Here is a 22,808-nt window from a genome sequence, read left to right as displayed (position 1 = left end):
GATGAAGAACAAAGTACAGTTTTGAAACTGTACAAAAGACAAAGTTTCCTAGTCTGAATATCTTATACTTCGATCCGAAGTGACTCCAGCTAAATTCAGTGCACAAATTTTAAGTTTGTTAATCATCAAGTTTACTACATAAAAGGTAAAAATGGCCGTAGATATATTACTGATAGAAACGTTTGCCTACTGTCCTCACTTAGAAACCTCTGGTGAGATTGCTATTGAACTCAAAAAAACAAATGATCTTGAGGTTGGTATTGCATTCATTGATGTAGATAATCCTGATGACTATATTCCAAAACCTAAATTATTTATTCCTAGAAGTCGTCAAAATCGTGTAAGAGCTCTCTTTAGAGTTCTTAATAGATATGGTATTGAAAATTGCTGGATAGAAATTCCTGATGAAGTATCAACTAAATTAATCTTTGAGAAGATCCAGAATCAAATTGATAACTGTAATGATATTCAATCGATAAAAGAAATAAGAATAGATGATTTTAAGATTGGTATGGGAGTTGCAAGCTCCTATGTTTCATACATGAAAGATCCAGAACCCTATATCAATAAAAACTTAATCGAGCGGTACTTCAAGTCAGCAATCGCTACATATCTGACAGCAGAAAGATTAATTAAATGTTTTAATCCTCTTAAAGTCATAACATATAATGGAAGATTTGCTTGTTCGAAACCAATTGTTGATGTATGTAAAAAATATTCAATACCTCTACTATATCATGAAAGAGGCGCAACAAAAGAGCGATACTATTTATCGGATAAGTCTCCCCATGACTTTAAGGCTATTAGGGCATCAATAAAGGAAATGTGGGAGCTTTCTCAAGATCAAAATAAAGAAGAAATAGCAGAATCTTACTTTTTAAGAAAAATAAAAGGTGAAGGAATCGGCTGGGTTTCTTTCACAGAAAAACAGATAAAAGGGATGATTCCTGAAAAAAGTAAAAAGTATAGATGGACGTATTATAGTTCCAGTGACGATGAATATATCTATGTTGAAGATTCAATAGAACATCCTATTTTTAAGTCACAAATTGAATCAATTCATTGGCTTATAAATTATGCAGCACAACTAGATGACGTAGAGCTAGTTATACGTGTTCATCCTCATAAAGAACAAAAGAGTCAGAAACTGAGAGATTCTTGGAATAACCTTAATGGTAAGAATGTATTGGTAGTACCTAGTTACTCTCTGGTTGATTCCTATGCCCTAGCTAAAAACTCTGATCTGATTATTGTTTATGGCTCAACTATGGGAGTAGAAGCAGCCTATCTTGGTAAACCTGTGATTACTATTGGTGATGCTACTTACAAAGGATTAGACTGTACTTACGAGCCATCATCGTTGCAGGAGCTAAGGGACTACTTATCTTTGAAAAAACTTGAACCTAAAGAGACTAAAAACTCACTTCCTTTTGGATATTATTATATGCTTTATGGAAACTTATTTTCGTACTACAAGCCTTATAACTTATTTCAGGGTAAATTTGTGGACGAGCATTTATCCTATGAAAATCAGATCTTTTCGAGATTATATGAAATGAAGCTAAAATTGACCCGGTTATTTCAATTTATAAAAAGGAGTTGAAATGCGATATTTTCTGAAAAAGATTAAATCTAAAGTTAGTAACTCATTATGTCAGTTTTTAAGAATTGACTATGTCAGATTTTTTATTGGCTCCCTTCGTTTGAAATATTTTGCTCTAACTCGCGGAATTAAGTCATTAGAATCAGATAATGCATTTGAGTTGACTATATTTCACAATATGAAGTCAGTTAAAAATCATAAATTAGACTTTTTAATGCCTCGAATGAATAAACTCATTGTACCATTATTGGGTATAGAAACAGTGTTTCCTGAGTCTTCAATTCTAGTGATTGGGCCAAGAACTGAAAACGACTTACTTCGATTATTCAGTTGGGGTTTCAAAAATGTTAAAGGCCTAGACTTAATAAGCTACTCACCTCTAATTGATCTTGGAGATATGCACTCTATGCCCTATGAAGATAGTTCCTTTGATGTAATAATATGCGGCTGGACTATCTCATACAGCAAAAATCCTGAAAAGGCAGCTTCTGAAATGATTAGGGTAATTAAGAGCGGTGGAATTATTGGTATAGCAGTGGATTTTTCAAATATGTCGCCCATAGAAGCTGAGAAGAAATTCGGTTATTCAATAGAACCAACAGATGGTAGCTTTGTAAGATTAAATAGTGCTGAACAAATTTATGAACTCTTTAGTGATGCAAATGGAGTATAAGCTGAGTAAAGCAGTTCTTTTTCTCATTTTCAATCGTCCTCATACGACACAACGAGTTTTTGAGGCGATTCGTCAGGCTCGGCCACCAAGGTTATATGTGGCTGCTGATGGACCTAGGGCAGATCGAGAAGAGGAAGCTGAGAAGGTTGCGCAGGCGAGGGAAATTGCGACACAGGTTGATTGGCCTTGTGAAGTTAATACTTTGTTTCGCGAGAAGAACTTAGGGTGTAAGATAGCGGTCAGTAGTGCTATTACTTGGTTTTTTGAGCACGAAGAAAAGGGGATTATTCTAGAAGATGACTGTTTGCCCCATCCTGACTTTTTTAGGTTTTGTGATGAATTGCTTGAATACTACGAACAAGACGAACGGGTTTGGGTTATCACGGGAAACAACTTTCAGGATGGGCAGTGGCGTGGAAAAGCTAGCTATTATTTCTCTAAATATAATCACTGCTGGGGTTGGGCTACGTGGAAACGGGCATGGTCTAAATACGACGTAAACATCTCATTTTGGCCGGCGTGGAGCAAATCATCAGCGTGGCAAAATCTTCACTTTAACTCTGTTGAGGAGGGATACTGGCGTAAGATTTTTAATCGAGTGTATTCAAGTGAGATTAATACATGGGACTATCAATGGACGGCCTGTGTCTGGTATCATGGCGGGTTAACGGCAACACCCAATGTTAATCTTGTAAGTAATATTGGTTTTGGTTCTGATGCAACTCATACAAAGACTGCAGGTCATATTCATGCAAACTTGCCCGTTTTTCCAATAGGAGAGATTCAACATCCAAGTGAAGTGGCTGTTGATGTAGAAGCAGATAAGTATACCTTCAATGAGCATTTTGGTGGTAAGTTTATACACTCGCCATTGAGTGTAATTAGGCTATTCAAGGAAAAACTTTATCGTTTTTTATTTTTTAAATCAAGTTCTTAGGGAGTAGTAATTGTAAAAATGAGTACATATTATCAGCTTAATAAAATATGTCCTATTTGTGGGAGTAGCCTAGAGTTTTGCTTTTCTCATCAAGTATTAGATAAGTATTTTGCTAAATATTACTTCTGTAAAACATGTGGCTATCTAAAAGCTGATGATCCCTTTTGGTTAGGTGAAGCATATTCATCAGCCATAAGTAAAGCAGATACAGGAATTCTGATCCGTAATTTATCTTTACTTCCTAAAGTTGCATCAATTTTATACTGGCTTTTTAATGAAAGAGGGGAAGGCAGGTATCTAGATATTGCTGGTGGATATGGTATACTAACTCGCTTAATGCGTGATATTGGTTTTGATTGCTATTGGAATGATAAGTACTGCCAAAATTTATTTGCACGCGGTTTTGAATATACTAGTGAGCTAGGGTGTTGTAAGGCTGTCATAGCTATTGAAGTAATGGAACATTTGGTTGATCCATTAACTTTCATGAAGGAAACAATTGCAATGAGTTCTGCCGAAACAATTATTTTCACAACTGAGCTTTTTTCCGGAGATTCACCTCCACCAATCAGCTGGTGGTATTATGTATTTAAAACAGGCCAGCATATTAGCTTTTTTCAAGCAAAAACTCTTGCTAAATTAGCAAGTTTACTTAATATGAACTTTTATAGCTCAAACGGTATACATATGTTTACTCGTAAAAATTTGAATAGACTTGCTTTTCACCTTCTAACAACTAGATTTATCAGCCTTGCATCATTCTTAATAATCAAGAAACTAATGCAGTCAAGAACTTTACCTGATCATTACTTAATGCTTAATGATTAAATAACCTCAAGAAAACTAATTCAAACTTTAAGAATTCTAACTAAGGTGATCAGCAATGATAAACCTGTTAATCACTGGAACAGTCCGTAACGTTGGAAATAGTATCTTAAAAAGAGTATTAAAACTAGAAAAGAATCTAAAATCTGCTTTTGATACAAAATGGTTAATTATTGAATCGGATAGTGAAGATGACACTATTGTTGAGTTATTGAAACTAAAACAACTGGTTTCAAATTTCGAATTTATTAGTTTAGGAAGACTACAGGAAAAGATACCTCTTAGAACACAACGACTTGCTTACTGCAGAAATTTATACCTACAGAAGCTAAAAGAATCACCTAAGTATGAGAATATTGAATATATCATGGTTATTGATCTAGATGAAGTAGGTGATCAACTAACCCAAGAATCTATTTCTAGTTGCTTCGAGAGAAGCGATTGGGATGTTTGTTGTGCTTGCCAAAATGGACCCTATTATGACATTTGGGCATTGCGTCATTATTTATGGTCTCCCAATGACTGCTGGAAGAGTTACCAATTCCTAATAAACCACGGCTCTAGTAGGTATACAGCTTTAACCTCTGCTGTATATAGCCGAATGTTAAACATATCTAAATGCAAGGATTGGATAGAAGTCGATTCTGCATTTGGTGGATGTGCAATTTATAAGAAACATATTTTGCTAGATGTTTTATATTGTGGAACAAATGAAAATAACGAAGAAGTATGTGAACATGTTGAGCTTCACAGGCAAATAAAACAAAAAGGGGGACGTATTTTTATTAATCCTAGGTTTATTAATGCTAGAGTTATTGAACATTCAATTTATGCAACTCATTTGGGCTTGGTTAGGCTTTGGCTTAAGGATTTTATTAAGTCTGTAATGGCTTTATTTTTTGGACGATTTTAGAGGCGAGCAACTACCTCGACAGCACTGACTACTGATCGCCCCAAGGCATTAAGGTTGTACCCTCCCTCCAAGCCAATGACAATACAGTGAGTGATCTGCAAGCATTGGTGCATCATCCAGCCATAGTCTGCCTCCTGTAATTCAATGCTAGAAAGGGGATCATCGCGGTGGGCATCGTAGCCCGCACTGATGATGAGCACATCTGCGCCAAATTGCTGCAAAAAGGGCATGACTTGATCTTGAAAAGCAGTGCGATAGGCCGCTCCAGTGGAGCCTGTGGGCATGGGTAAGTTGAGGACGTTGTTGTGGTGCCCGCGATCGCCCCCATCCCCCGTACAGGGATAGGCAGGAAACTCATGAAGTGAACAATAGGCAATCTGAGGATGGTCTTGAACCAGTGCTTGGGTACCATTGCCGTGGTGGACATCCCAATCGAGAATTGCGACTCGTCTTATCCTTGGCAAACTGAGGGCATAGTGGGCAGCAATGGCTGCATTCGCTAGTAGGCAAAAGCCCATTCCCCGCTCCCGCAACGCATGGTGGCCGGGGGGGCGTGCCAAAACAAAAATCGGTTGCTGCCGCTGCACAGCTAAATCCACCCCATCGAGCCACGCCTGTACTGCTAACCGCGCCACGCGATCGCTCTGGTCATTGAGGTAGGTATCGGGATCTAGCCAGCCGCCCCCTTGTGCTGCAATCCGCGTTAATTGGTCTAAATACACCCGACTATGTACCTTTTCCAACCAAGGAGTTAATCCTTCTCCGACAGGTGTAGGTTCACGCCATTCTGCTGCTGGAAATGCTGCCTGTAAGTGCTGACGGATGGCCACTAACCGTTCGGGTCGCTCAAAGTGAAACTGGCGGCAGCGGTGTTCGAGGAAGCGATCGCTATAGATAAAGACAGGGGAAAACATAAGCGCTTGGTCAGGCTGGGTCGTTCCAATCGCCACTTGTATCACAAAGAAATGTTGGATCGAGCACCTGCTCCAACGTGTAGGGATAGACGTCGGGAAAGACTCGCAGAGACAGCAACGTTTCTCGCAAAGTTAAATCTACCACCACCCTTTCGAGGCCATCACTTAAGGCTTCAGCTCCCAAGCTCTGCAGACTAGGGCTCCAGCGCAAATGCCTCTGAATATTGGTAGTGTCTCCAGAAGCCACTAACACCCTAGCTGTCGAAGAAGACTAAACTCAAGAGCAATCTAGAAAATTTAGAAACTCTAAAAAAGAATCCAAGAATTTTTTTTCAGTCTCATCATTTGCTCTTCCTAGCTCATACTGATCATTTTCGCTTATATTCATTATGCAGTTTTTCTCTAAAGCTTTTAAGTAAAGAAGAAACTTTTCTCTTGTTAGATCGAATTCTTGGTTGCATATTTTTTTCAAAGCGTTAGAGCAATCACTCAAATCACGTATTGGAAAGACTCCAGGAGCATACTGATAAACATGATAGCCAAAAAATAAAACTGGTTTCTCTTGATATAACGACTCCAAAGTAACGGTTCCAGTAATAGTCGCAACACAAAGACTATTCTTGATTAAATCAAAAGAAGAACAGCGACGAGAAACTAACCTTACTCTAGGGATTCTCAAGATATCGCTGTAGAAACTTGGCTCCCTATATCTACTGGTGTTTAGGTCGTATGTCTGAGCTGGGTGCTCCCTCACATATAACCATACATCCTCTGGTCTTGAGTGAGACAGCCATTCTATCATGATTTTTTGGTTCTCAAAAAACTCGCCCATTGGAAGTGTGGAACATTCAGGTTGATAATGTAGAGGAACATAAATATACCGCTCGTTATCTAAGCAGCTGTTATTTGTAATTGTACATAAACCTTCGTAATAAGTATCAAAGCATAGGTTACCAAATCTAGGTCTATGCCTATTTACTAACTTAAAAGTTCTTTCTACTGGTTTAACAACTCTAGTTATTTTTATAATCCTAGCTATTCTTTTCAAAATCCCAGTCAATTTTAACTTGGTATATGAAAACTTAATACTAATAGTCATCAAGTATTTTAACATTTTATTTCTAATTGAATTAGGATTGATAGACTTGGTATTAATAGCCATTAAGTATGACAATATTTTATTTTTACCTAGCTGATCAAAAGTCTGCTTCATGTAAGGAGGATGCATTTGGAATTTCTGGTTACTTATAAACTCGGCAAACTGTGGCGACCAGCGACTTATGTCCACAGAATCAGGATCATTGATGTGCTTTTGGCACAAGGTATCTACCCTAGGATCTGGGATTCTCCAGTCACTCATTAGTGTATACGACTCCGAGATTCCTAGGGGGTGAACAAGGATAGTTTTTATAGACATTAGCTTGCAGAGGTAATAAATAAGTGAATAGTAAGTTTCATGGGGTACAACTCCAAAAAAGAGATTAATTTTTCTATCCCTTAAGTACCATGACCAAAATTTTAAGTGTTGATAGTATTGGTCTCTAGCTTGTGTATACGACAAGTTAAGCCATCTATAAATAATAGCAGAAGTGTTGAATCCTGCAACAAAACTTAACATTTTAAGTGACCAGTAGCTCTGGCTGCCAATCAAAGCTCCAATGCACTATTGAGCAGCGACGACTGAGTTCCAGTTGCAAATATCGCAATTTGTCTAATAGCTTCTTCCCAAAGTATTCAGGTATCTCCACCAGCTCTAAAATTAAATAGGCAATTAAAACCATATAAATCTGATTTATCACCCCGTTCAAACTCTTCGTAATCAACTTGTCTAATGATAAATGCATCTTCAGAAATTTCCATAGGTTCTCAATCGCCCACCGATGCCGATATAACTCACTCACTTCCTCATCACTCAGCTCCTTTAGATTTGTCGCTATACGAAACTCCGTTTGATTCTCGTCAAAAAATTGAACCACGCGATATCTCTCATGATTGAGCTTCATTCTCATGTTATTCTTGATACGTACAACAAATGGGCACTTCCTCTCACTTAGTCGCTCTAAAAATTGCCAGCTCGCAAACCCTCTATCCATGATTACAACAGCATTCTCAGGGATCATTTCTAGAATCTCCTCTTGAAAGCTCAGGTCATGTCTCTCCCCAAAAGAAATCACCGCTTTACCCATGATGTTCTCTGTTAAATCAAATCCCGTAAGTAACTTCACTTGATGATATTTATAGAACCAAAAGAGTTTACTCGTCAGGGTAATGATGGTTGAATCGATAGGAAACAGCGTCATGCTTGAAGTACGATGTCTCTTTTGAGCTTGAGACATCAGTTGAGTGTAAATCCCCTCAAATAAGCTGGTTGTCCGAGTTTTGTTGGCTTTGGAAAACGTGGACATATCCACTGTAATCCCTGCATGATTCAAGCGATAAAATAAGGCTCTCATACTGGTTAACCCTTGGTCGAGAACGTAGGTCAACCAGATTTTGAAGAACAATTGAGAGTTCAGCACGGGGTAGTCACAGGGGCTGAGCCGATTGAGAATGGACTTGACAAGAGTTGCAAAAGATGCCATAGTAAATTGATTTTTTCTTCTTCTTTTAAGGGAAGAATATGACATTTCTTCCCTTTTTTCTAGCCTCTCAAACTATCTTTCAACACTTCTGAAATAATAGATATTATTTCTGACTTGTACATTTCCATTGAATTTAAAATGTATCTATCTACTGGAGGTATGCTAGTAAGCAATTTTTGATTGTAAATACAGTGCTGAAGATCATCATGATCCATGATTTCAATAGTAAAGTTTACATTTGAAAAATCTTTAGTCTGCCCATGATACTTAAATGAACTAAATTGGTAAATACACAAGCAAAATCCTAGGTCAATAGCAGTTGATAGCATCTTGGCAAAGTAGGGTTGCTGTAAAACGATCGCCCTGTATGGAGTTGCCATTTCAGTTTTCCAATATTTACTCAATTTATTAATTCTATAAAGAAAAGACTAAGGAGTCAAGACCAGTTTGCCATAGGAAAACGCGAAGACTCAACTAGGGAGGATGGTTAGGAAATACTCGGAAATAGTCATTGTTGTCCGCTTGGAAAGCTCTTCGGTAGGTTGCCCCGGTTGAGCCACTGGGCAGAGGCAGATTAAGGACGTTATTGTAGTGCCCGCGATCGCCCCCATCCCCCGTATAGGGATAGGCAGGAAACTCATGGAGCGAACAATAGGCAATCTGAGGATGGTCTTGAACCAGTGCTTGGGTACCATTGCCGTGGTGGACATCCCAATCGAGAATTGCGACTCGTCTTATCCTTGGCAAACTGAGGGCATAGTGGGCAGCAATGGCTGCATTCGCTAGTAGGCAAAAGCCCATTCCCCGCTCCCGCAACGCATGGTGGCCGGGGGGGCGTGCCAAAACAAAAATCGGTTGCTGCCGCTGCACAGCTAAATCCACCCCATCGAGCCACGCCTGTACTGCTAATCGTGCCACGCGATCGCTCTGGTCATTGAGGTAGGTATCGGGATCTAGCCAGCCGCCCCCTGCTGCTGCAATCCGCGTTAATTGGTCTAAATACACGCGACTATGAACCTTTTCTAGCCAAGGTGTCAATCCTTCTCCGACAGGGGTAGGTTCTCGCCACTCAGCTCGTGGAAATGCCACCTGTAAATGTTGACGGATGGCCACTAACCGTTCGGGTCGCTCAAAGTGAAACTGGCGGCAGCGGTGTTCGAGGAAGCGATCGCTATAGATAAAGACAGGAGTTGGCACTGCTGTTGCGTCCATGCATAGAAGTTGGTATCGTAGAGCGCAGGATGGCTCATAAAGAGAACCAGTAAACTACTGACGAACTATACCGCAACCCTAACATAATGAAAGTCGCGATTATTCCTGCGCGAGGAGGAAGCAAGCGAATTCCTCGTAAAAACATCCGTAATTTCTGTGGAAAGCCAATGATTGCTTACGCGATCGCGATCGCTCAAGACTCCTGCTTATTTGATCGCATCGTTGTTTCTACTGAAGACCCAGAGATTGCTATTATTGCTTCTCAATGGGGTGCAGAGGTTCCTTTTGTGCGGCCAGCTTCCCTAGCTGACGACTATGCAGGCACCACACAAGTCATTGCTCATGGTATTCAAGTATTGCAAGAGCAGGGTTGTCATCCTGAACTAGTGTGCTGTATTTACCCCGCCGTGCCGCTGCTACAGGTTGATGATCTCAAAGCTGCCTTCGACATGCTACTTAGTTCTAATGCTTCCTATGTTTTTCCCGTAACGAACTTTCCTTCCTCCATACAGCGAGCTTTACGACGACATCCATCTGGTCAGATGGAGCCTTTTTATCCAGAGTATGAGCAAGAACGCACTCAGGATTTAGAGCCTGCTTATTATGATGCAGGTCAGTTCTACTGGGGCAGAACTGAAGCATGGCTTGCAGACATCAGTATTCATCAGCAAGGTATTGGTCTTGTCATTCCCCAGTGGCGGGTTGTGGATGTCGATACCCTTGAGGATTGGCAGCGTGCCGAACTTCTGTATAAAGTACTGTACTCTACTGAAGTGGTGCAGGATTCATGGTAGTCATTTTCTACTGGGGCTTTTCTTATCTAGGCTGTTTGAAAAACAGAACTAATACCATTGTTCAGGAAACATTATTTATATGCGAAGATTAGGTAATATTGCGATTAGGGTAGAGGCTAATTCAGAGATCGGCCTAGGACACTTACGACGTTGTTTAACCTTAGCAAAACAGTTATTTGAAGATGGCTTTTGTGTCTACATTGTTTCTCTTTCGTCAATTAGCCACGATCTTTTACAGGGTTTTCATCATATTTGCATGAGAAACATTTATAGGAATCTGGCCCAAAGTAATATATTTGCTAATAACTTTAATAAAGAATTACTTGATGCTGAATGTACATTAATAGCAATTAGAAACTTGTCAATTGATTGGGTAGTACTAGATAGCTATAATTTGGGGATTTGGTGGGAACAACGAGTTGCTGAATCTGGATATAAAATACTGGTGATTGATGATTTTCGTAATAGAGAACATTATGCAGATATAGTATTGAGTGATATTGATATCCCTTTTGATAAAAATCTGCTAAAGAAATCAACTAATTGTCATCAATTAGTAGGCTTAAGATATGCATTAATTGATTCACATTTTATTGCTGTAAAGAATAGTGATCAAGACTGTACTGTACAAGATAATAGAAAGAAAATTCTGATTTCCTATGGTGGAAGTGATCCTACAGGAGAGACAATTAAAGTGCTAAAATCAATAAAGTTGCTAATGAAAAGTCATCCTAGCTTTAAACAAGAAGTTAGTACTGATGTAGTAGTTGGTTGTTTCAATTCACAGCTAAAAACAATTAAAAAAATCAGTAAGAACTTAGATGAAGTAAAAATTCATTATGCTCCCGAGAGCTTAGCAAATCTGCTTAAGAATGCTGATATTTTTTTAACTTCGGGAGGCAACTCTATGATAGAAGGTTTATTTATGCAAAAAAAATGTTTAATTACAACAACAGCTGAAAATCAAATTCTCTCTGTTATGTGCTTACTTAAACAAAACCTTATTAACTACTTAGGTCATTACAATAAGGTAAATTCTCATATTATATGTGACTTCTTGTTAAAGGCTATAAAAAATCATTCAGGTTTTAAGATCAACCACAATCCGGTATGCGATCATCTAGGGGCTAGCCGAGTAAGCCATATGCTACAGTTAATCATGAGCAAGTAAATCCATAAAAATTTGAAGTAATAGTATGAACACATCTATTTCAATCGGTTCTAAAATTATTGGACAAAGTTATCGTCCCTTAATTATTGCCGAAATGTCTGGTAATCATCATGGTAATATAGATAGAGCATTTGCTATTGTCGATGCTGCGGCTAAAAATGGTGCAGATGCTATAAAGTTACAAACTTTTACACCTGATACTTTAACTATTGATAGCAAACGTCATGAGTTTCTTATAGATGATTCTGAGAGTCCATGGTTTGGTAAGTATCTCTGGGATTTATACTCTGAGGCTTACATGCCTTGGGAATGGCAGGAGGAGTTATTTAAATTTGCTCGCAATAAAGGTTTGGCTTGCATTAGTACTATATTCGATATTTCTTCATTAGAATTTCTCCTATCTATTGGAGTCGATGCTATAAAAATTGCATCATTTGAGCTTATTCACATCCCTCTACTGTCAGAAGCATCCTGTTGCGGTAAACCATTGCTCCTTTCTATTGGCATGGCAACATTAGATGAAATACAAAAAGCTGTAGAAACAATCAGAAAAAGAGGCTGTGAAAACTTTATTCTACTAAAATGCACTAGTGCCTATCCTTCAACTGAAAAAGATGCTAACATCTTAACAATACCAGACTTGAGAAGTCGCTATAATTGTTATGTAGGATTATCTGATCACACTTTGAGTCCTTATGCTGCGTTTGCTGCCGTTGCTCATGGAGCAGTGATGATTGAAAAGCACTTTACTTTATCCCGTTCTGAAAGAGGAGTGGATTCAAGTTTTTCAATTGAGCCCGCAGAATTACACCAGCTTCGACTAGGTACGGAGATGGTTTGGGAAAGTTTAGGCAAAGTCTGTTATGAGCCGTTATCATCAGAAAAAACTTCACTGAAAGAACGTCCCTCGATCTATGTTGTGAAATCTATTAAAAGCGGAGAAACATTTACGCATGAAAACGTCCGTATTATACGACCTTCAGGGGGATTACTACCTGAGTTCTACGACCAAGTAATCGGAAGAAAAGCTAAAGTTACGATGGAAGCAGGCACCCCTCTATCTTGGGATATAATTGACTAACTTCAGCCAACTGTTTAAGTCTTAAGAGCATAAATAATTCTCAAGAGGAAATATCGATGAACGACTATCTTCAAACAAATGCTCGTTATTGGTCAGGAACTTACAACGCTCCAAACGTAGAGAGCTTTATTTTTAGGTTTTATGGCAGAATCCTGAAGTTTGACTACGGTATTGACGGCTCAGGACATGAACGTTTACTAGATTTTGGTTGTGGACAAGGTGCTGCCTTGGCCTTTTTCGATAATTTAGGATTTGATTGTTTCGGAGTTGATATTGCGGCTAACGATATTGCCGTTGCTCGTAGCAGAATGCCACATATTGCTTCCCACTTTGCTGTCATTGATCCTAAACCTAATCCAGAGCAAATTTTCTTTGGAGGTAACTTTGATATAGTTATATCGATTCAGACCTTAGACTTTTTGTCGAATACAGATTTTGATTTAGCAATTAGGTGTCTTTATAACAATATGAAAGTTGGTTCCAAAATTTATGCTTCTATGAATGGATGGGCGCACTACTATAGAAATTACGCAACTTATGTTGGGGACGGTTTGTGGCATGTCCAATTTAAGACTGACCGTTTAGACTCAGAAGTGTTGAAAGATAGTTTGAGAGGCTAGAAAAAAGGGAAGAAATGTCATATTCTTCCCTTAAAAGAAGAAGAAAAAATCAATTTACTATGGCATCTTTTGCAACTCTTGTCAAGTCCATTCTCAATCGGCTCAGCCCCTGTGACTACCCCGTGCTGAACTCTCAATTGTTCTTCAAAATCTGGTTGACCTACGTTCTCGACCAAGGGTTAACCAGTATGAGAGCCTTATTTTATCGCTTGAATCATGCAGGGATTACAGTGGATATGTCCACGTTTTCCAAAGCCAACAAAACTCGGACAACCAGCTTATTTGAGGGGATTTACACTCAACTGATGTCTCAAGCTCAAAAGAGACATCGTACTTCAAGCATGACGCTGTTTCCTATCGATTCAACCATCATTACCCTGACCAGTAAACTCTTTTGGTTCTATAAATATCATCAAGTGAAGTTACTTACGGGATTTGATTTAACAGAGAACATCATGGGTAAAGCGGTGATTTCTTTTGGGGAGAGACATGACCTGAGCTTTCAAGAGGAGATTCTAGCAATGATCCCTGAGAACGCTGTTGTAATCATGGATAGAGGGTTTGCGAGCTGGCAATTTTTAGAGCGACTAAGTGAGAGGAAGTGCCCATTTGTTGTACGTATCAAGAATAACATGAGAATGAAGCTCAATCATGAGAGATATCGCGTGGTTCAATTTTTTGACGAGAATCAAACGGAGTTTCGTATAGCGACAAATCTAAAGGAGCTGAGTGATGAGGAAGTGAGTGAGTTATATCGGCATCGGTGGGCAATTGAGAACCTATGGAAATTTCTGAAGATGCATTTATCATTAGACAAGTTGATTACGAAGAGTTTGAACGGGGTGATAAATCAGATTTATATGGTTTTAATTGCCTATTTAATTTTAGAGCTGGTGGAGATACCTGAATACTTTGGGAAGAAGCTATTAGACAAATTGCGATATTTGCAACTGGAACTCAGTCGTCGCTGCTCGATAGTGCATTGGAGCTTTGATTGGCAGCCAGAGCTACTGGTCACTTAAAATGTTAAGTTTTGTTGCAGAATTCAACACTTCTGCTATATAGGGTTACAAGAAAATATTTAATATTGCTAGAGCCTGCCTACGAATTTGCCAGCGAGGATGCTAGGAAAAGAATGGATTTTCATGGTTATTGCCGAAACTTAAAAGCTTACGCTGACACCCTAGGATTTGAGGTCATTGAACATACTCTTTTTCCTTACTGCGGGAATCCACTCAACCCTACAGCAGTGACAATCATAAAGAAAGCAGAAGCAATCTCTTCTCGCTCTGCAACATATGATGATCAAGTACTTGTTTGCCCAAAATATAAAACAGAATTGATTAACATTGAGGGCATGCTATTCAGCCCAGAAGCACTCGTAGTTTATCCGATAATTGGCGGTATTCCTTGTTTACGAATTGAGAATGGAATTTGGGCAAGCAAGTATCCTGATTTCATGCTTGCTAAGAAGTAATTGGAAGGATCAATCTGCCATGGGAAAATGCGAAGACTTAACTAGGGAGGAGGGCTAGGAAATGCTCATTGTTTTCCGTGCCGACTCGGCAACCCACATTGGCACTGGGCACATCATGCGGTGTATGACACTGGCAACAGCGCTGCATGAGCAAGGGGCAACCTGTATTTTCATTTGTCGCAACCATCCAAACAATATCATCGCCCTTGTGCAGAAAAAGGGCTTTAGGGTCTATGAGCTGCCAAGGGGAGCTGAACCCACAACAGCCGCTGACCTAGGCGTCCCTCAAGAAGTGGATGCAGTCCAAACCAAGCAAATTATCGAAAGTCTAGAGGCAACCCCTGACTGGCTGGTGGTCGATCACTACGGCATTGACAAGGCGTGGGAGCAGCAGTTGCGTCCAGTCGTCAAGCAGATTTTTGTCATTGATGACCTTGCCAACCGTTCCCATGATTGTGATGTCTTGCTGGATCAAAACTATACACATCGCTGGGATCGCTACGTCGGCTTAGTTCCTCCGCACTGTTGCCAGTTGCTAGGGCCTGAGTACGCTCTCCTCAGACCAGAGTTCATCGCTGCCCGCGAAAAATTGGAGCGTCAAGGACGCTCACCGTTTGATCCGCGTAAGGTAATGGTCTTTTTTGGCGGGATGGATCCCCAGAACTACACAACCCAAGCTCTGCGCATCCTGCGGGAAATAGGCGACTTTGCCCCTGAAGTGGTGATTGGTGGAGCCAATCCTCACCGTGCGGAAGTGGAATCGCAAATGCAGTATTTCCCTGAAGGACAGTTGCATATTCAAACCGATGAGATGCCGGAGATCATGTTAAGATGCTCATGGTACTTGGGGTCTGGAGGTTCTATTACATGGGAGCGAATGTGTCTTGGTTTGACGGGAATTGTTGTAGTGACCTCTGATAATCAAGTAGAGTTCTGTGAGGCTTTGCATGCTGATGGTTTCGATGTTGTGATTTTTGATATCTCTAAATTAGGAGAGTTGATTAAGAAACATTTGAATTCCAGTGATTTAGATACTAAGCCAGTGGTCACAAATGTCTTAATTACCGATGGCAAAGGTAGCAAAAAAGCCGTATTAAAGATGACTCAGTTGATTGATCAGAAGCAGTTATGGTTAAGACCTGCCAGTCAAAATGATTTGATTAATTTGTTCTACTGGGCAAATGATATTACTGTTCGTCAAAATTCGTGGAACCAAGGGTTTATTACTCTAAATCAACATAACAAATGGTTTAACAACAAATTAAACAGTGGCAAGGTCAAGATATACATCCTGATGTATAACGATATACCTATTGGACAAATAAGATATGACTTCTTTAATGAAAAATGGTTGATAGATTACAGCATTACCAGTGCACTCAGAGGTTTCGGTATCGGTTCGAAACTCTTAGAACTAGGTGAACAGTATTTGTTGAAAGAACTTGGTTGTCCCTTAAGAATTTCAGCTGAGGTAAAGGAAAAGAACACTGCTTCGCTAGTTTGTTTCCAAAAGAGTGGCTATGCTATAAAGCAAAATGTGATCGAGCAATCTAGCTACTTCTCTTTTGAAAAAATAATTACAAACACTGAAAAATGACTAGTTATTTTAGAGACAGATCGGTATTAGTCGTCGCTGCCCATCCTGATGATGAAATTCTTGGCTGTGGTGGCACGATAGCTTTACATGCTGCCCACGGGGATAAAGTAACTACTCTAATCTTGGCCGAAGGCCTAACTAGTCGAAGTGCCAAGCGAGATATTCAAGAATGGGAGGAGGAACTGGGGCAACTGAAGGAAACAGCACGAAGGGCTGGGGAAGTGGTAGGGTGTAGGGATGTGCGCTTTGGTGGCTTTCCTGACAATCGGATGGACAGCGTGGACTTGCTGGATGTTGTGAAAGTAATTGAGGGAGTAATAGATGACATTCGCCCAGAAATAATCTATACTCATCACTACGGCGATCTCAATATTGATCACCGTATTACCCATGAAGCAGTTATGACAGCAGTACGCCCCTTGCCTAGTAGTTCAGTAAAGCAGATTCTGTTTTTTGAGGTACCCTCTGCCACTGGATGGAATACACCAACGGCTTTTAATACTTTTATTCCGCAGTACTTTGTGAATTTATCCGAGAAAGTGAATGATACTGAAAATGCACTTGACCTTAAATTGAGAGCATTGGACATGTATTCTAAAGAGATGCGTCAATATCCTCACTATCGCTCTATAGATGTGGTAAAGTACCTAGCCTATATTCGTGGCTCATCTGTGGGTCTTTTTAGTGCAGAAGCATTTCAGATTGGGAGGATCGTAAGATGAGCTATGACTCTATCGTGATTGTTACGAATAGAGAAAGAAATAAGTTTTTAGTTGAATCAATTTCAAAAAAAATCAAAACTAAGACACATTTAATTCAAAAAGAATCAGATTTTACCTACGATAATTTGTCTAAGCTGTCACCTCGCTGGATCTTTGTACCCCATTGGTCAAAATTAATTCCAGCAGAAATCTATGAGAATTTTCAAGTCGTCATTTTTCATATGACTGATCTTCCTTTTGGACGTGGAGGAAGTCCGCTACAGAACTTAATTATGCAAGGATTTGAAAGTACTTCTATCTCTGCTATTCAGTGTACTAAAGAATTGGATGGAGGACCAATTTACCTAAAGGAGCCACTTAGCCTTCACGGAACTGCCGATGAGATACTAATTCGTGCTAGTAGGATCATTGAGAACATGATCATCAGGATTGTAAAGGAAAATCCATCTCCTACACCCCAAATCGGAACCCCTACTTACTTCAAGCGACGCAAACCCGATGAAAGCAGAATTGATATCAGTCAAATATCATCTCTTGAAAAGCTGTACGATTTTATTCGAATGCTAGATGGTGAGGGATATCCCCCAGCTTTTTTAGAAATTGGTAATTTTCGTATTTCTTTCTGTTCACCCCACCTCCGCTATGGTTATATTGAAAGTCAAGTTAAAATTGAGCAAGTAAAGTTTCCTACATTAGATAGTGATGAGCAAAATTAGTATTAATAAACTCCAAACGGTGGTTCCCTTCATTATTGCCGAAATGTCGGGTAACCATAATCAATCTTTAGAGAGAGCGTTAGCTATTGTTGAAGCTGTAGCAAAAGCCGGTGCCCATGCCCTTAAGCTCCAGACCTACAGGGCTGATACAATCACAATCTCCTGTGAAAAACCTGATTTTTTCATTCATGACAAAACCAGTCTTTGGCAAGGGGAATATCTCTACAATCTCTACCAAAAAGCCTATACCCCTTGGGAGTGGCATGAGCCTATTTTTAGGCGCGCTCGGGAACTGGGTTTAATTGCCTTTAGCACCCCTTTTGATCTGACAGCAGTTGATTTTCTTGAAGAGTTGGATTGCCCAATCTATAAGATTGCTTCCTTTGAAAATGTGGACTTAGGACTGATCCGGCGGGTGGCCGAAACGGGCAAGCCCATCATTATGTCTACAGGGATGGCAACTCTTGCGGAACTGGATGAAGCGGTGCGAACAATTCGGGCCACGGGCAATGATCAGATTGTCTTGCTCAAATGTACTAGCACTTATCCTGCGAGTCCAACGGATTCTAACTTACGCACGATTCCCCATCTAAAGGAACTCTTTGGCTGTGAAGTGGGACTATCGGATCACACGCTGGGCATCGGTGTCGCAGTAGCGGCGGTGGCCCTAGGGGCAACGGTCATTGAAAAGCACTTTACGCTGAGTCGTGCTGAGGGCGGGGTAGATGCCGCCTTTAGTTTGGAACCCCACGAAATGAAACTGCTGGTGGAGGAAACGCAGCGGGCTTATCAAGCGCTGGGGCGGGTGCACTATGGGCCTACGGAGGCGGAGAAAAAGTCGCTGGTGTATCGCCGCTCACTGTACTTTGTCAAAGATATGGTGGCGGGGGAAGTGATTACGCCAGAGTGTATTCGTTCCATTCGCCCCGGGTATGGGTTGCCTCCTAAATACTATGAGGTACTGCTGGGCAAGCGAGTGAATCAGGCCATTGAGCGGGGTACGGCTGTTTCATGGGAGCATATTGGCTGAGTTTGTACTATCTGTTGTAGTATTGGCCATAATAAGCAAATAATATGGTTTTTTAGATGATAGATGACAGAAAGATTGCTGCATGCTGTAGATTATACCAGCTCTTTGTAACATTAGCCGTCCACAAATTGCCCAATTGCTCCATGGCAACGAGTCCACCATTACTCGCTGGCTGAACGCCTATCGCCAAGGAGGACTCCAGCAGTGATGGCACAGTTGCAGGAATGCCTACAAGACCCCACAGTTACAAGGCCATTGTGCAGTGGCTGCGACAGGAGCATCAGCTTGAGGTCGCCTACCCGACGGTGCATCGCATTGTGGGCAATGTCGTGCCTGTGTTTGCCCCCGAGGTCAATCCCATTGAGCGGTTGTGGCAACATCTGCGAGCAGCATGAGCATGGCAGTCCTTCGAGACGCTGGAAGCCCTGCGTCAAAAGCTGCAAGCTGTATTGTCACAACTGACGGCGGGGGTGATTCGTTCTTTGACGGGCTGGTCATTCATTACACAGCCTTTATTAACCCTATCTTCAAATTGAATTGGTATTAGTAGCAGGACGGTATAGACACCAGAAAGACTTCATCGCCCCAATGCTGTTTTGCAGATATTTGAATGCGGTAGGGTTTGTGATTTGAATGTGATTGAGCACGACTTTAGTGCGCTGAAGCGAGCGCGGATGTATGCAGGGTCAAACAGTTCTATTGATGAGGTGATTCGCAATTATTGTGCTGGATAATGTCTCATTCTTTATTGGAATAGCTATAAGGCAAAAAATGAGCACTCATCAATAGAGTATGGGTAGTGAACTGCCATGCAGTGAGGGATCAATTTGCTTGGCTAAGCGAGATTTGTCTCAGAATCGCCAAGAATCCTCAAGGCGCAATTGCAGGTCAAGGGTGCAGCCGAAAGGCTTGAATTTGCCACGGGCTGAGGGTTACTGAGTCTGTGTCCCCTGCGGGCGTCTCTAGGAGCGTTTGCTGCTCTTTGACTTGCCATGGAATAAACGTTGAGTGCAGCTCCAAGGTGCCCCCTTCACCAACCACTTCAGCGACTCGCAATTGCCAACCCTGTCCATCCTCCGCTTGTTTCAGGGCCAAACATTGAATGTGGGCATCCGACCAATGGAGCAGGTGAGCGTGGGGGGGTAAGGTGCCTGACAAGTTGACAGGGGCGATCGCGCTGCGGAGGGGATGATTAAACTGAGCCGCCCATTGGGAGACAGCAGCCGCTTGCCATGAGCCACTGTGGGGAAACACGCCATAACTAAAGCGGTGGTGGCGGCGATCGCTCGTCGGATCTGGCCAAGTGGGCGATCGCAACAGGGTTAATCGCAATTGATTCGCTTGGGCATCAAGGCCATGCTTGCAGTCGCTGAAAAGACTCACCCCATACTCTGGGGTACTCAGATCCACCCACGTTAAAAAGGGCACCTCCCATTTTGTTTGCTCATGGGCGCTGAGGTGGGGATTGGGAAGGGTCGGGCGCAGCGTAACGCCGCCGGGAGTTTCACAGGTGATCTGCTCAGCCCTGATTGCCAAGGGAAAAGCCGTCTTGAGGAGAATATGTTCCTCTTGCCAGTCAATCACTGTATCAATGCGCAGCCACGGGGTTTGATACTGCAACACATACTCCTGCTGCATCCGCGAGGACTGAAAGCGCCATCTGACCCGTAGTCGCTGCTCCAGTTGATGCCACGTCACCCATTCAATGGCCTCTAGGGTCGCCCCCGGCAGTCGCTGCTGCCCATAGTTGGGGTCAATGTTCCAAGCATCCCAGTATTGCCCCTGATCACGGAAAAATTGCAGTTGATTACCGCGATCGCCCAAGCAGGGACGATGATTCAACTTGTCATACAGATTGGTGATTTCCCCTGTTGCCGGATCAATTTCAACGTGGAGATAGTTATTTTCTAAGACATAGCCCAAGGGTGGGGTTGGTAGCGTATCAGGGCGCGATCGCGGGCAGAGCCACAGCAGTGTGTAGCCAATTCCCGGCACCTCAGGGGTACGAAACGTCAAGCAACCTTGGGGAGCATTCAACTGCGCTGGTAAATCGTAGTCGCCCCGTGGACAATAAACCCGCCAAGAGGAAACCTCCTCAGGGAGCTGTGCCAAGTCAATGTGGACAACCCCGGCGCGATCGCCCACCAATCCATTGAAAATCACAACGGGAATTGCCTCTTTCACCGGGGGTTCACCGCCGTCAATGGACTGGCACAGCGCTGTTTGTGCTTCCCTTAGGACTGTCTCTGTCGTGGTCAGGAGTTGCTGCCACGTTGGCGCCACCTCAGCATAGACCTCTGGAATCGAGGAGCCAGGGAGAATATCATGAAACTGGTTAAAGAGAAGTTGTTGCCAACAAGCTTTGAGTTCTTCTTTGGGGTAGGAAAAAGAAGTTGTGATTGCCGCGAGGGCACACCAGCGTTCCGCCTCTTGCAGTTGGCGTTGGGCGCGATCGTGGGCAGCCTTTTGATCGCCATGGCTGGTGTAGCAGCCGCGATGGAATTCCAAGTAGAGTTCCCCGTGCCAGACGGTTGTGGGGGGTGTTTCTTGGGTTAATTGTTCCAAATACTGCTGCACCGTTGTCCATTGCCACTGCGGCCCAATGCCACCGAGGTGTTGCCAGCGTCGCACCCGTTCTAACATGTCTGCCGTTGGTCCACCGCCATGATCGCCGACACCGGGGAGCCAGAGACTGCGCCGCGATCCCGTTTGTTGCCACCACTCTTGGGCATAGGCAGCCATTTTTACCGCATCAATGCCCTCGCCAATGGGTGCTGACATCAGGGCATTCACCGCCGCCCCCGCCACATCCCGCCAGACAAACCAACCGTGGGGAAAGCGTGTGGTGTCATTCCAGCGCAATTTTTGAGTGACAAAGTAGCGAATGCCCCCCTGAGCCAAGAAACTGGGGAGCCGTTCCGGAAAGCCAAAGGTATCGGGTAACCAAGCAATCGGGCTAATGCCACCAAAAGCCTGCTGCACGTACTGCTGCCCATGGAGAATCTGACGGGCAATGGACTCAGCATGAATGAGATTGAGTTCCGGTTCTACCCAAAGACCTGCCGCCACATCCCACCAACCCGCTGCCACGGCTTCCTGAATCCGCCCAAAAAGTTCTGGGGCATGGGTCTGCAAATAGGCATAGAGGGCGGGAGTGGAGTGGGTAAAGGTGAGTTCGGGATAGCGTTCCTTTAGCTGCAAGACGGATCGAAAAGTGGACTGTGCCACTTGCCAGGTTTCGGCGATCGGCCAAAGCCACGCCAAGTCCAGATGGGCATGGCCACACAGGTGCATGGTGAAGTCCCGCAAGGGGGTGGCGATCGCCTGCATTTTCTCGTGGATCTCCGCCAGCAACGGATCTAAGATGGGGCGCTGTCCATGACTTTCTAAAACGTCCTTCAGCAGGGGTTCAAGGGGTTGCAGGTTGAGGGTTTCACCAAAGATCGCCAAAATGTCCAACTCAGTGGCAATAAAGTCGGGATCCACTCCCGTTGGCAATTCAAACCGCAGGCCTGATCTCACCAAAGCACCGTCATCGTGGCCGGGACTCACAAGATGCAACACCACCTCCCATGCTTGGCCGGGGGTCACTGCCTCCCCTAGGCACAGACTCACCGAATGATCAAATAAATCCCCCTGATGCACCGCCTGACCATTGACATACACCGTTGCCTGATCCGCCCACCACGTGAGATCAAGGTGTAGAGTTAAACCCGCCACACTATAGCCTTGAACCGTCGCGGGTACCGTGATTCGCTGCCCCAACCAGAGGGAGTGCCGACCCTTGGGCCACGCCAAATGCCCTTTAGCATTCACTGCATAGGGGGTCGTCGCCGCATCTTTGAGCGAGGGGGAACTGAGGGGAAACCACTGGGAATGAATCTCAATGACTGCCAATGACTGCAAATAGTCACGAGATTTTTTAACTAATTCTGTCAAGA

The 22,808-nt window shown here is 42.5% G+C and carries 24 protein-coding genes and 1 pseudogene; 18 read left to right on the top strand and 7 right to left on the bottom strand.

Annotated elements, in window-relative coordinates; translation table 11 throughout:
• Positions 1–151 precede the first annotated feature (151 nt).
• From M0644_RS00755 to M0644_RS00735, 5 genes are read left to right on the top strand one after another with little or no spacing between them, the layout of a single operon-like run.
• Complete coding sequence (locus tag M0644_RS00755) at positions 152–1,603, top strand: DUF354 domain-containing protein (RefSeq protein ID WP_286626164.1); 1,452 nt, start codon at positions 152–154, stop codon at positions 1,601–1,603.
• A gap of 1 nt (position 1,604) precedes the next feature.
• Positions 1,605–2,276: a class I SAM-dependent methyltransferase gene (locus tag M0644_RS00750; RefSeq protein WP_286626163.1), complete on the top strand. Its 672-nt coding sequence runs from the start codon at positions 1,605–1,607 to the stop codon at positions 2,274–2,276.
• Complete coding sequence (locus M0644_RS00745; protein WP_286626161.1) at positions 2,245–3,213, top strand: glycosyltransferase family 2 protein; 969 nt, start codon at positions 2,245–2,247, stop codon at positions 3,211–3,213. Before M0644_RS00750 ends, M0644_RS00745 begins: the two co-directional genes overlap by 32 nt.
• 18 nt (positions 3,214–3,231) lie before the next feature.
• Entirely contained in the window at positions 3,232–4,041 is an 810-nt protein-coding gene (locus tag M0644_RS00740) for a class I SAM-dependent methyltransferase (RefSeq protein ID WP_286626159.1), read from the top strand.
• A gap of 55 nt (positions 4,042–4,096) precedes the next feature.
• Entirely contained in the window at positions 4,097–4,951 is an 855-nt protein-coding gene (locus M0644_RS00735) for a hypothetical protein (RefSeq protein WP_286626157.1), read from the top strand.
• Here the strand turns inward: M0644_RS00735 and M0644_RS00730 are convergent.
• The 6 genes from M0644_RS00730 to M0644_RS00710 form a co-directional block, all read right to left on the bottom strand.
• Positions 4,948–5,865, bottom strand: a complete 918-nt coding sequence (locus M0644_RS00730) for a histone deacetylase (protein ID WP_286626156.1) — start codon at positions 5,863–5,865, stop codon at positions 4,948–4,950. The genes M0644_RS00735 and M0644_RS00730 overlap by 4 nt on opposite strands.
• 10 nt (positions 5,866–5,875) lie before the next feature.
• Positions 5,876–6,112, bottom strand: coding sequence for a DUF29 family protein (locus M0644_RS13180; protein WP_399374057.1), 237 nt, complete (start codon positions 6,110–6,112; stop codon positions 5,876–5,878).
• A gap of 30 nt (positions 6,113–6,142) precedes the next feature.
• Positions 6,143–7,483, bottom strand: a complete 1,341-nt coding sequence (locus tag M0644_RS00725) for a hypothetical protein (protein WP_286626155.1) — start codon at positions 7,481–7,483, stop codon at positions 6,143–6,145.
• 1 nt (position 7,484) lies between these two features.
• Positions 7,485–8,492: a transposase gene (locus M0644_RS00720; RefSeq protein ID WP_399373867.1), complete on the bottom strand. Its 1,008-nt coding sequence runs from the start codon at positions 8,490–8,492 to the stop codon at positions 7,485–7,487.
• A gap of 14 nt (positions 8,493–8,506) precedes the next feature.
• Complete coding sequence (locus tag M0644_RS00715) at positions 8,507–8,827, bottom strand: hypothetical protein (protein ID WP_286626154.1); 321 nt, start codon at positions 8,825–8,827, stop codon at positions 8,507–8,509.
• A gap of 94 nt (positions 8,828–8,921) precedes the next feature.
• Positions 8,922–9,659, bottom strand: coding sequence for a histone deacetylase (locus M0644_RS00710; protein WP_286626153.1), 738 nt, complete (start codon positions 9,657–9,659; stop codon positions 8,922–8,924).
• 86 nt (positions 9,660–9,745) lie between these two features.
• Between M0644_RS00710 and pseF the strand changes: the two genes are divergently transcribed.
• The 13 genes and pseudogenes from pseF to M0644_RS00650 all read left to right on the top strand — a co-directional run.
• Positions 9,746–10,453, top strand: a complete 708-nt coding sequence (pseF, locus tag M0644_RS00705; RefSeq protein ID WP_149817234.1) for a pseudaminic acid cytidylyltransferase — start codon at positions 9,746–9,748, stop codon at positions 10,451–10,453.
• A 79-nt stretch (positions 10,454–10,532) separates the two neighbouring features.
• Positions 10,533–11,624, top strand: a complete 1,092-nt coding sequence (gene pseG, locus M0644_RS00700; RefSeq protein ID WP_286626151.1) for a UDP-2,4-diacetamido-2,4,6-trideoxy-beta-L-altropyranose hydrolase — start codon at positions 10,533–10,535, stop codon at positions 11,622–11,624.
• A 25-nt stretch (positions 11,625–11,649) separates the two neighbouring features.
• Entirely contained in the window at positions 11,650–12,705 is a 1,056-nt protein-coding gene (gene pseI, locus M0644_RS00695; protein ID WP_149817230.1) for a pseudaminic acid synthase, read from the top strand.
• Positions 12,706–12,761: 56 nt separating this feature from the next.
• Positions 12,762–13,325 (top strand): bifunctional 2-polyprenyl-6-hydroxyphenol methylase/3-demethylubiquinol 3-O-methyltransferase UbiG, encoded by a 564-nt coding sequence (locus tag M0644_RS00690; protein ID WP_286626149.1) that lies wholly within the window; start codon positions 12,762–12,764, stop codon positions 13,323–13,325.
• Between the two features lie 14 nt (positions 13,326–13,339).
• On the top strand, positions 13,340–14,347 hold the full coding sequence (locus tag M0644_RS00685; protein WP_399374051.1) for a transposase: 1,008 nt from the start codon (positions 13,340–13,342) through the stop codon (positions 14,345–14,347).
• A gap of 113 nt (positions 14,348–14,460) precedes the next feature.
• Positions 14,461–14,802, top strand: a complete 342-nt coding sequence (locus M0644_RS00680) for a hypothetical protein (RefSeq protein ID WP_286626147.1) — start codon at positions 14,461–14,463, stop codon at positions 14,800–14,802.
• A gap of 61 nt (positions 14,803–14,863) precedes the next feature.
• Positions 14,864–16,399, top strand: a complete 1,536-nt coding sequence (pseG, locus tag M0644_RS00675) for a UDP-2,4-diacetamido-2,4,6-trideoxy-beta-L-altropyranose hydrolase (RefSeq protein ID WP_286626146.1) — start codon at positions 14,864–14,866, stop codon at positions 16,397–16,399.
• Positions 16,396–17,121, top strand: coding sequence for a PIG-L deacetylase family protein (locus M0644_RS00670; RefSeq protein ID WP_286626144.1), 726 nt, complete (start codon positions 16,396–16,398; stop codon positions 17,119–17,121). Before pseG (M0644_RS00675) ends, M0644_RS00670 begins: the two co-directional genes overlap by 4 nt.
• Complete coding sequence (locus M0644_RS00665; RefSeq protein WP_286626142.1) at positions 17,118–17,837, top strand: formyltransferase family protein; 720 nt, start codon at positions 17,118–17,120, stop codon at positions 17,835–17,837. The genes M0644_RS00670 and M0644_RS00665 overlap by 4 nt, the downstream gene beginning before the upstream one ends.
• Positions 17,824–18,867 (top strand): pseudaminic acid synthase, encoded by a 1,044-nt coding sequence (pseI, locus tag M0644_RS00660; protein ID WP_286626141.1) that lies wholly within the window; start codon positions 17,824–17,826, stop codon positions 18,865–18,867. The genes M0644_RS00665 and pseI (M0644_RS00660) overlap by 14 nt, the downstream gene beginning before the upstream one ends.
• A 136-nt stretch (positions 18,868–19,003) precedes the next feature.
• Positions 19,004–19,075: a hypothetical protein gene (locus M0644_RS13175; protein ID WP_399363159.1), complete on the top strand. Its 72-nt coding sequence runs from the start codon at positions 19,004–19,006 to the stop codon at positions 19,073–19,075.
• Positions 19,076–19,091: 16 nt separating this feature from the next.
• Positions 19,092–19,262 (top strand): hypothetical protein, encoded by a 171-nt coding sequence (locus tag M0644_RS00655; RefSeq protein WP_286626139.1) that lies wholly within the window; start codon positions 19,092–19,094, stop codon positions 19,260–19,262.
• Positions 19,263–19,493: 231 nt separating this feature from the next.
• Positions 19,494–19,601, top strand: a pseudogene (locus M0644_RS00650) (IS630 family transposase); the annotation flags it as partial.
• A gap of 154 nt (positions 19,602–19,755) precedes the next feature.
• On the opposite strand, the gene M0644_RS00645 reads toward M0644_RS00650, so the two are convergent.
• Positions 19,756–22,764 (bottom strand): glycoside hydrolase family 38 C-terminal domain-containing protein, encoded by a 3,009-nt coding sequence (locus M0644_RS00645; RefSeq protein WP_286626138.1) that lies wholly within the window; start codon positions 22,762–22,764, stop codon positions 19,756–19,758.
• Positions 22,765–22,808: the final 44 nt, after the last annotated feature.

It is taken from the genome of Thermosynechococcus sp. B1 (assembly GCF_030322985.1).
Classification (GTDB): domain Bacteria; phylum Cyanobacteriota; class Cyanobacteriia; order Thermosynechococcales; family Thermosynechococcaceae; genus Thermosynechococcus.
This window is presented reverse-complemented; position numbering and strand designations above follow the sequence as displayed.

Coding starts and splice junctions, on each gene's coding strand:
- M0644_RS00755 (WP_286626164.1), top strand. CDS start 152: ATGGCCGTAGATATATTACTGATAGAAACGTTTGCCTACTGTCCTCAC.
- M0644_RS00750 (WP_286626163.1), top strand. CDS start 1,605: ATGCGATATTTTCTGAAAAAGATTAAATCTAAAGTTAGTAACTCATTA.
- M0644_RS00745 (WP_286626161.1), top strand. CDS start 2,245: ATGAACTCTTTAGTGATGCAAATGGAGTATAAGCTGAGTAAAGCAGTT.
- M0644_RS00740 (WP_286626159.1), top strand. CDS start 3,232: ATGAGTACATATTATCAGCTTAATAAAATATGTCCTATTTGTGGGAGT.
- M0644_RS00735 (WP_286626157.1), top strand. CDS start 4,097: ATGATAAACCTGTTAATCACTGGAACAGTCCGTAACGTTGGAAATAGT.
- M0644_RS00730 (WP_286626156.1), bottom strand. CDS start 5,865: ATGTTTTCCCCTGTCTTTATCTATAGCGATCGCTTCCTCGAACACCGC.
- M0644_RS00725 (WP_286626155.1), bottom strand. CDS start 7,483: ATGTTAAGTTTTGTTGCAGGATTCAACACTTCTGCTATTATTTATAGA.
- M0644_RS00720 (WP_399373867.1), bottom strand. CDS start 8,492: ATGTCATATTCTTCCCTTAAAAGAAGAAGAAAAAATCAATTTACTATG.
- M0644_RS00715 (WP_286626154.1), bottom strand. CDS start 8,827: ATGGCAACTCCATACAGGGCGATCGTTTTACAGCAACCCTACTTTGCC.
- M0644_RS00710 (WP_286626153.1), bottom strand. CDS start 9,659: ATGGACGCAACAGCAGTGCCAACTCCTGTCTTTATCTATAGCGATCGC.
- pseF (WP_149817234.1), top strand. CDS start 9,746: ATGAAAGTCGCGATTATTCCTGCGCGAGGAGGAAGCAAGCGAATTCCT.
- pseG (WP_286626151.1), top strand. CDS start 10,533: ATGCGAAGATTAGGTAATATTGCGATTAGGGTAGAGGCTAATTCAGAG.
- pseI (WP_149817230.1), top strand. CDS start 11,650: ATGAACACATCTATTTCAATCGGTTCTAAAATTATTGGACAAAGTTAT.
- M0644_RS00690 (WP_286626149.1), top strand. CDS start 12,762: ATGAACGACTATCTTCAAACAAATGCTCGTTATTGGTCAGGAACTTAC.
- M0644_RS00685 (WP_399374051.1), top strand. CDS start 13,340: ATGTCATATTCTTCCCTTAAAAGAAGAAGAAAAAATCAATTTACTATG.
- M0644_RS00680 (WP_286626147.1), top strand. CDS start 14,461: ATGGATTTTCATGGTTATTGCCGAAACTTAAAAGCTTACGCTGACACC.
- pseG (WP_286626146.1), top strand. CDS start 14,864: ATGCTCATTGTTTTCCGTGCCGACTCGGCAACCCACATTGGCACTGGG.
- M0644_RS00670 (WP_286626144.1), top strand. CDS start 16,396: ATGACTAGTTATTTTAGAGACAGATCGGTATTAGTCGTCGCTGCCCAT.
- M0644_RS00665 (WP_286626142.1), top strand. CDS start 17,118: ATGAGCTATGACTCTATCGTGATTGTTACGAATAGAGAAAGAAATAAG.
- pseI (WP_286626141.1), top strand. CDS start 17,824: ATGAGCAAAATTAGTATTAATAAACTCCAAACGGTGGTTCCCTTCATT.
- M0644_RS00655 (WP_286626139.1), top strand. CDS start 19,092: ATGCCTACAAGACCCCACAGTTACAAGGCCATTGTGCAGTGGCTGCGA.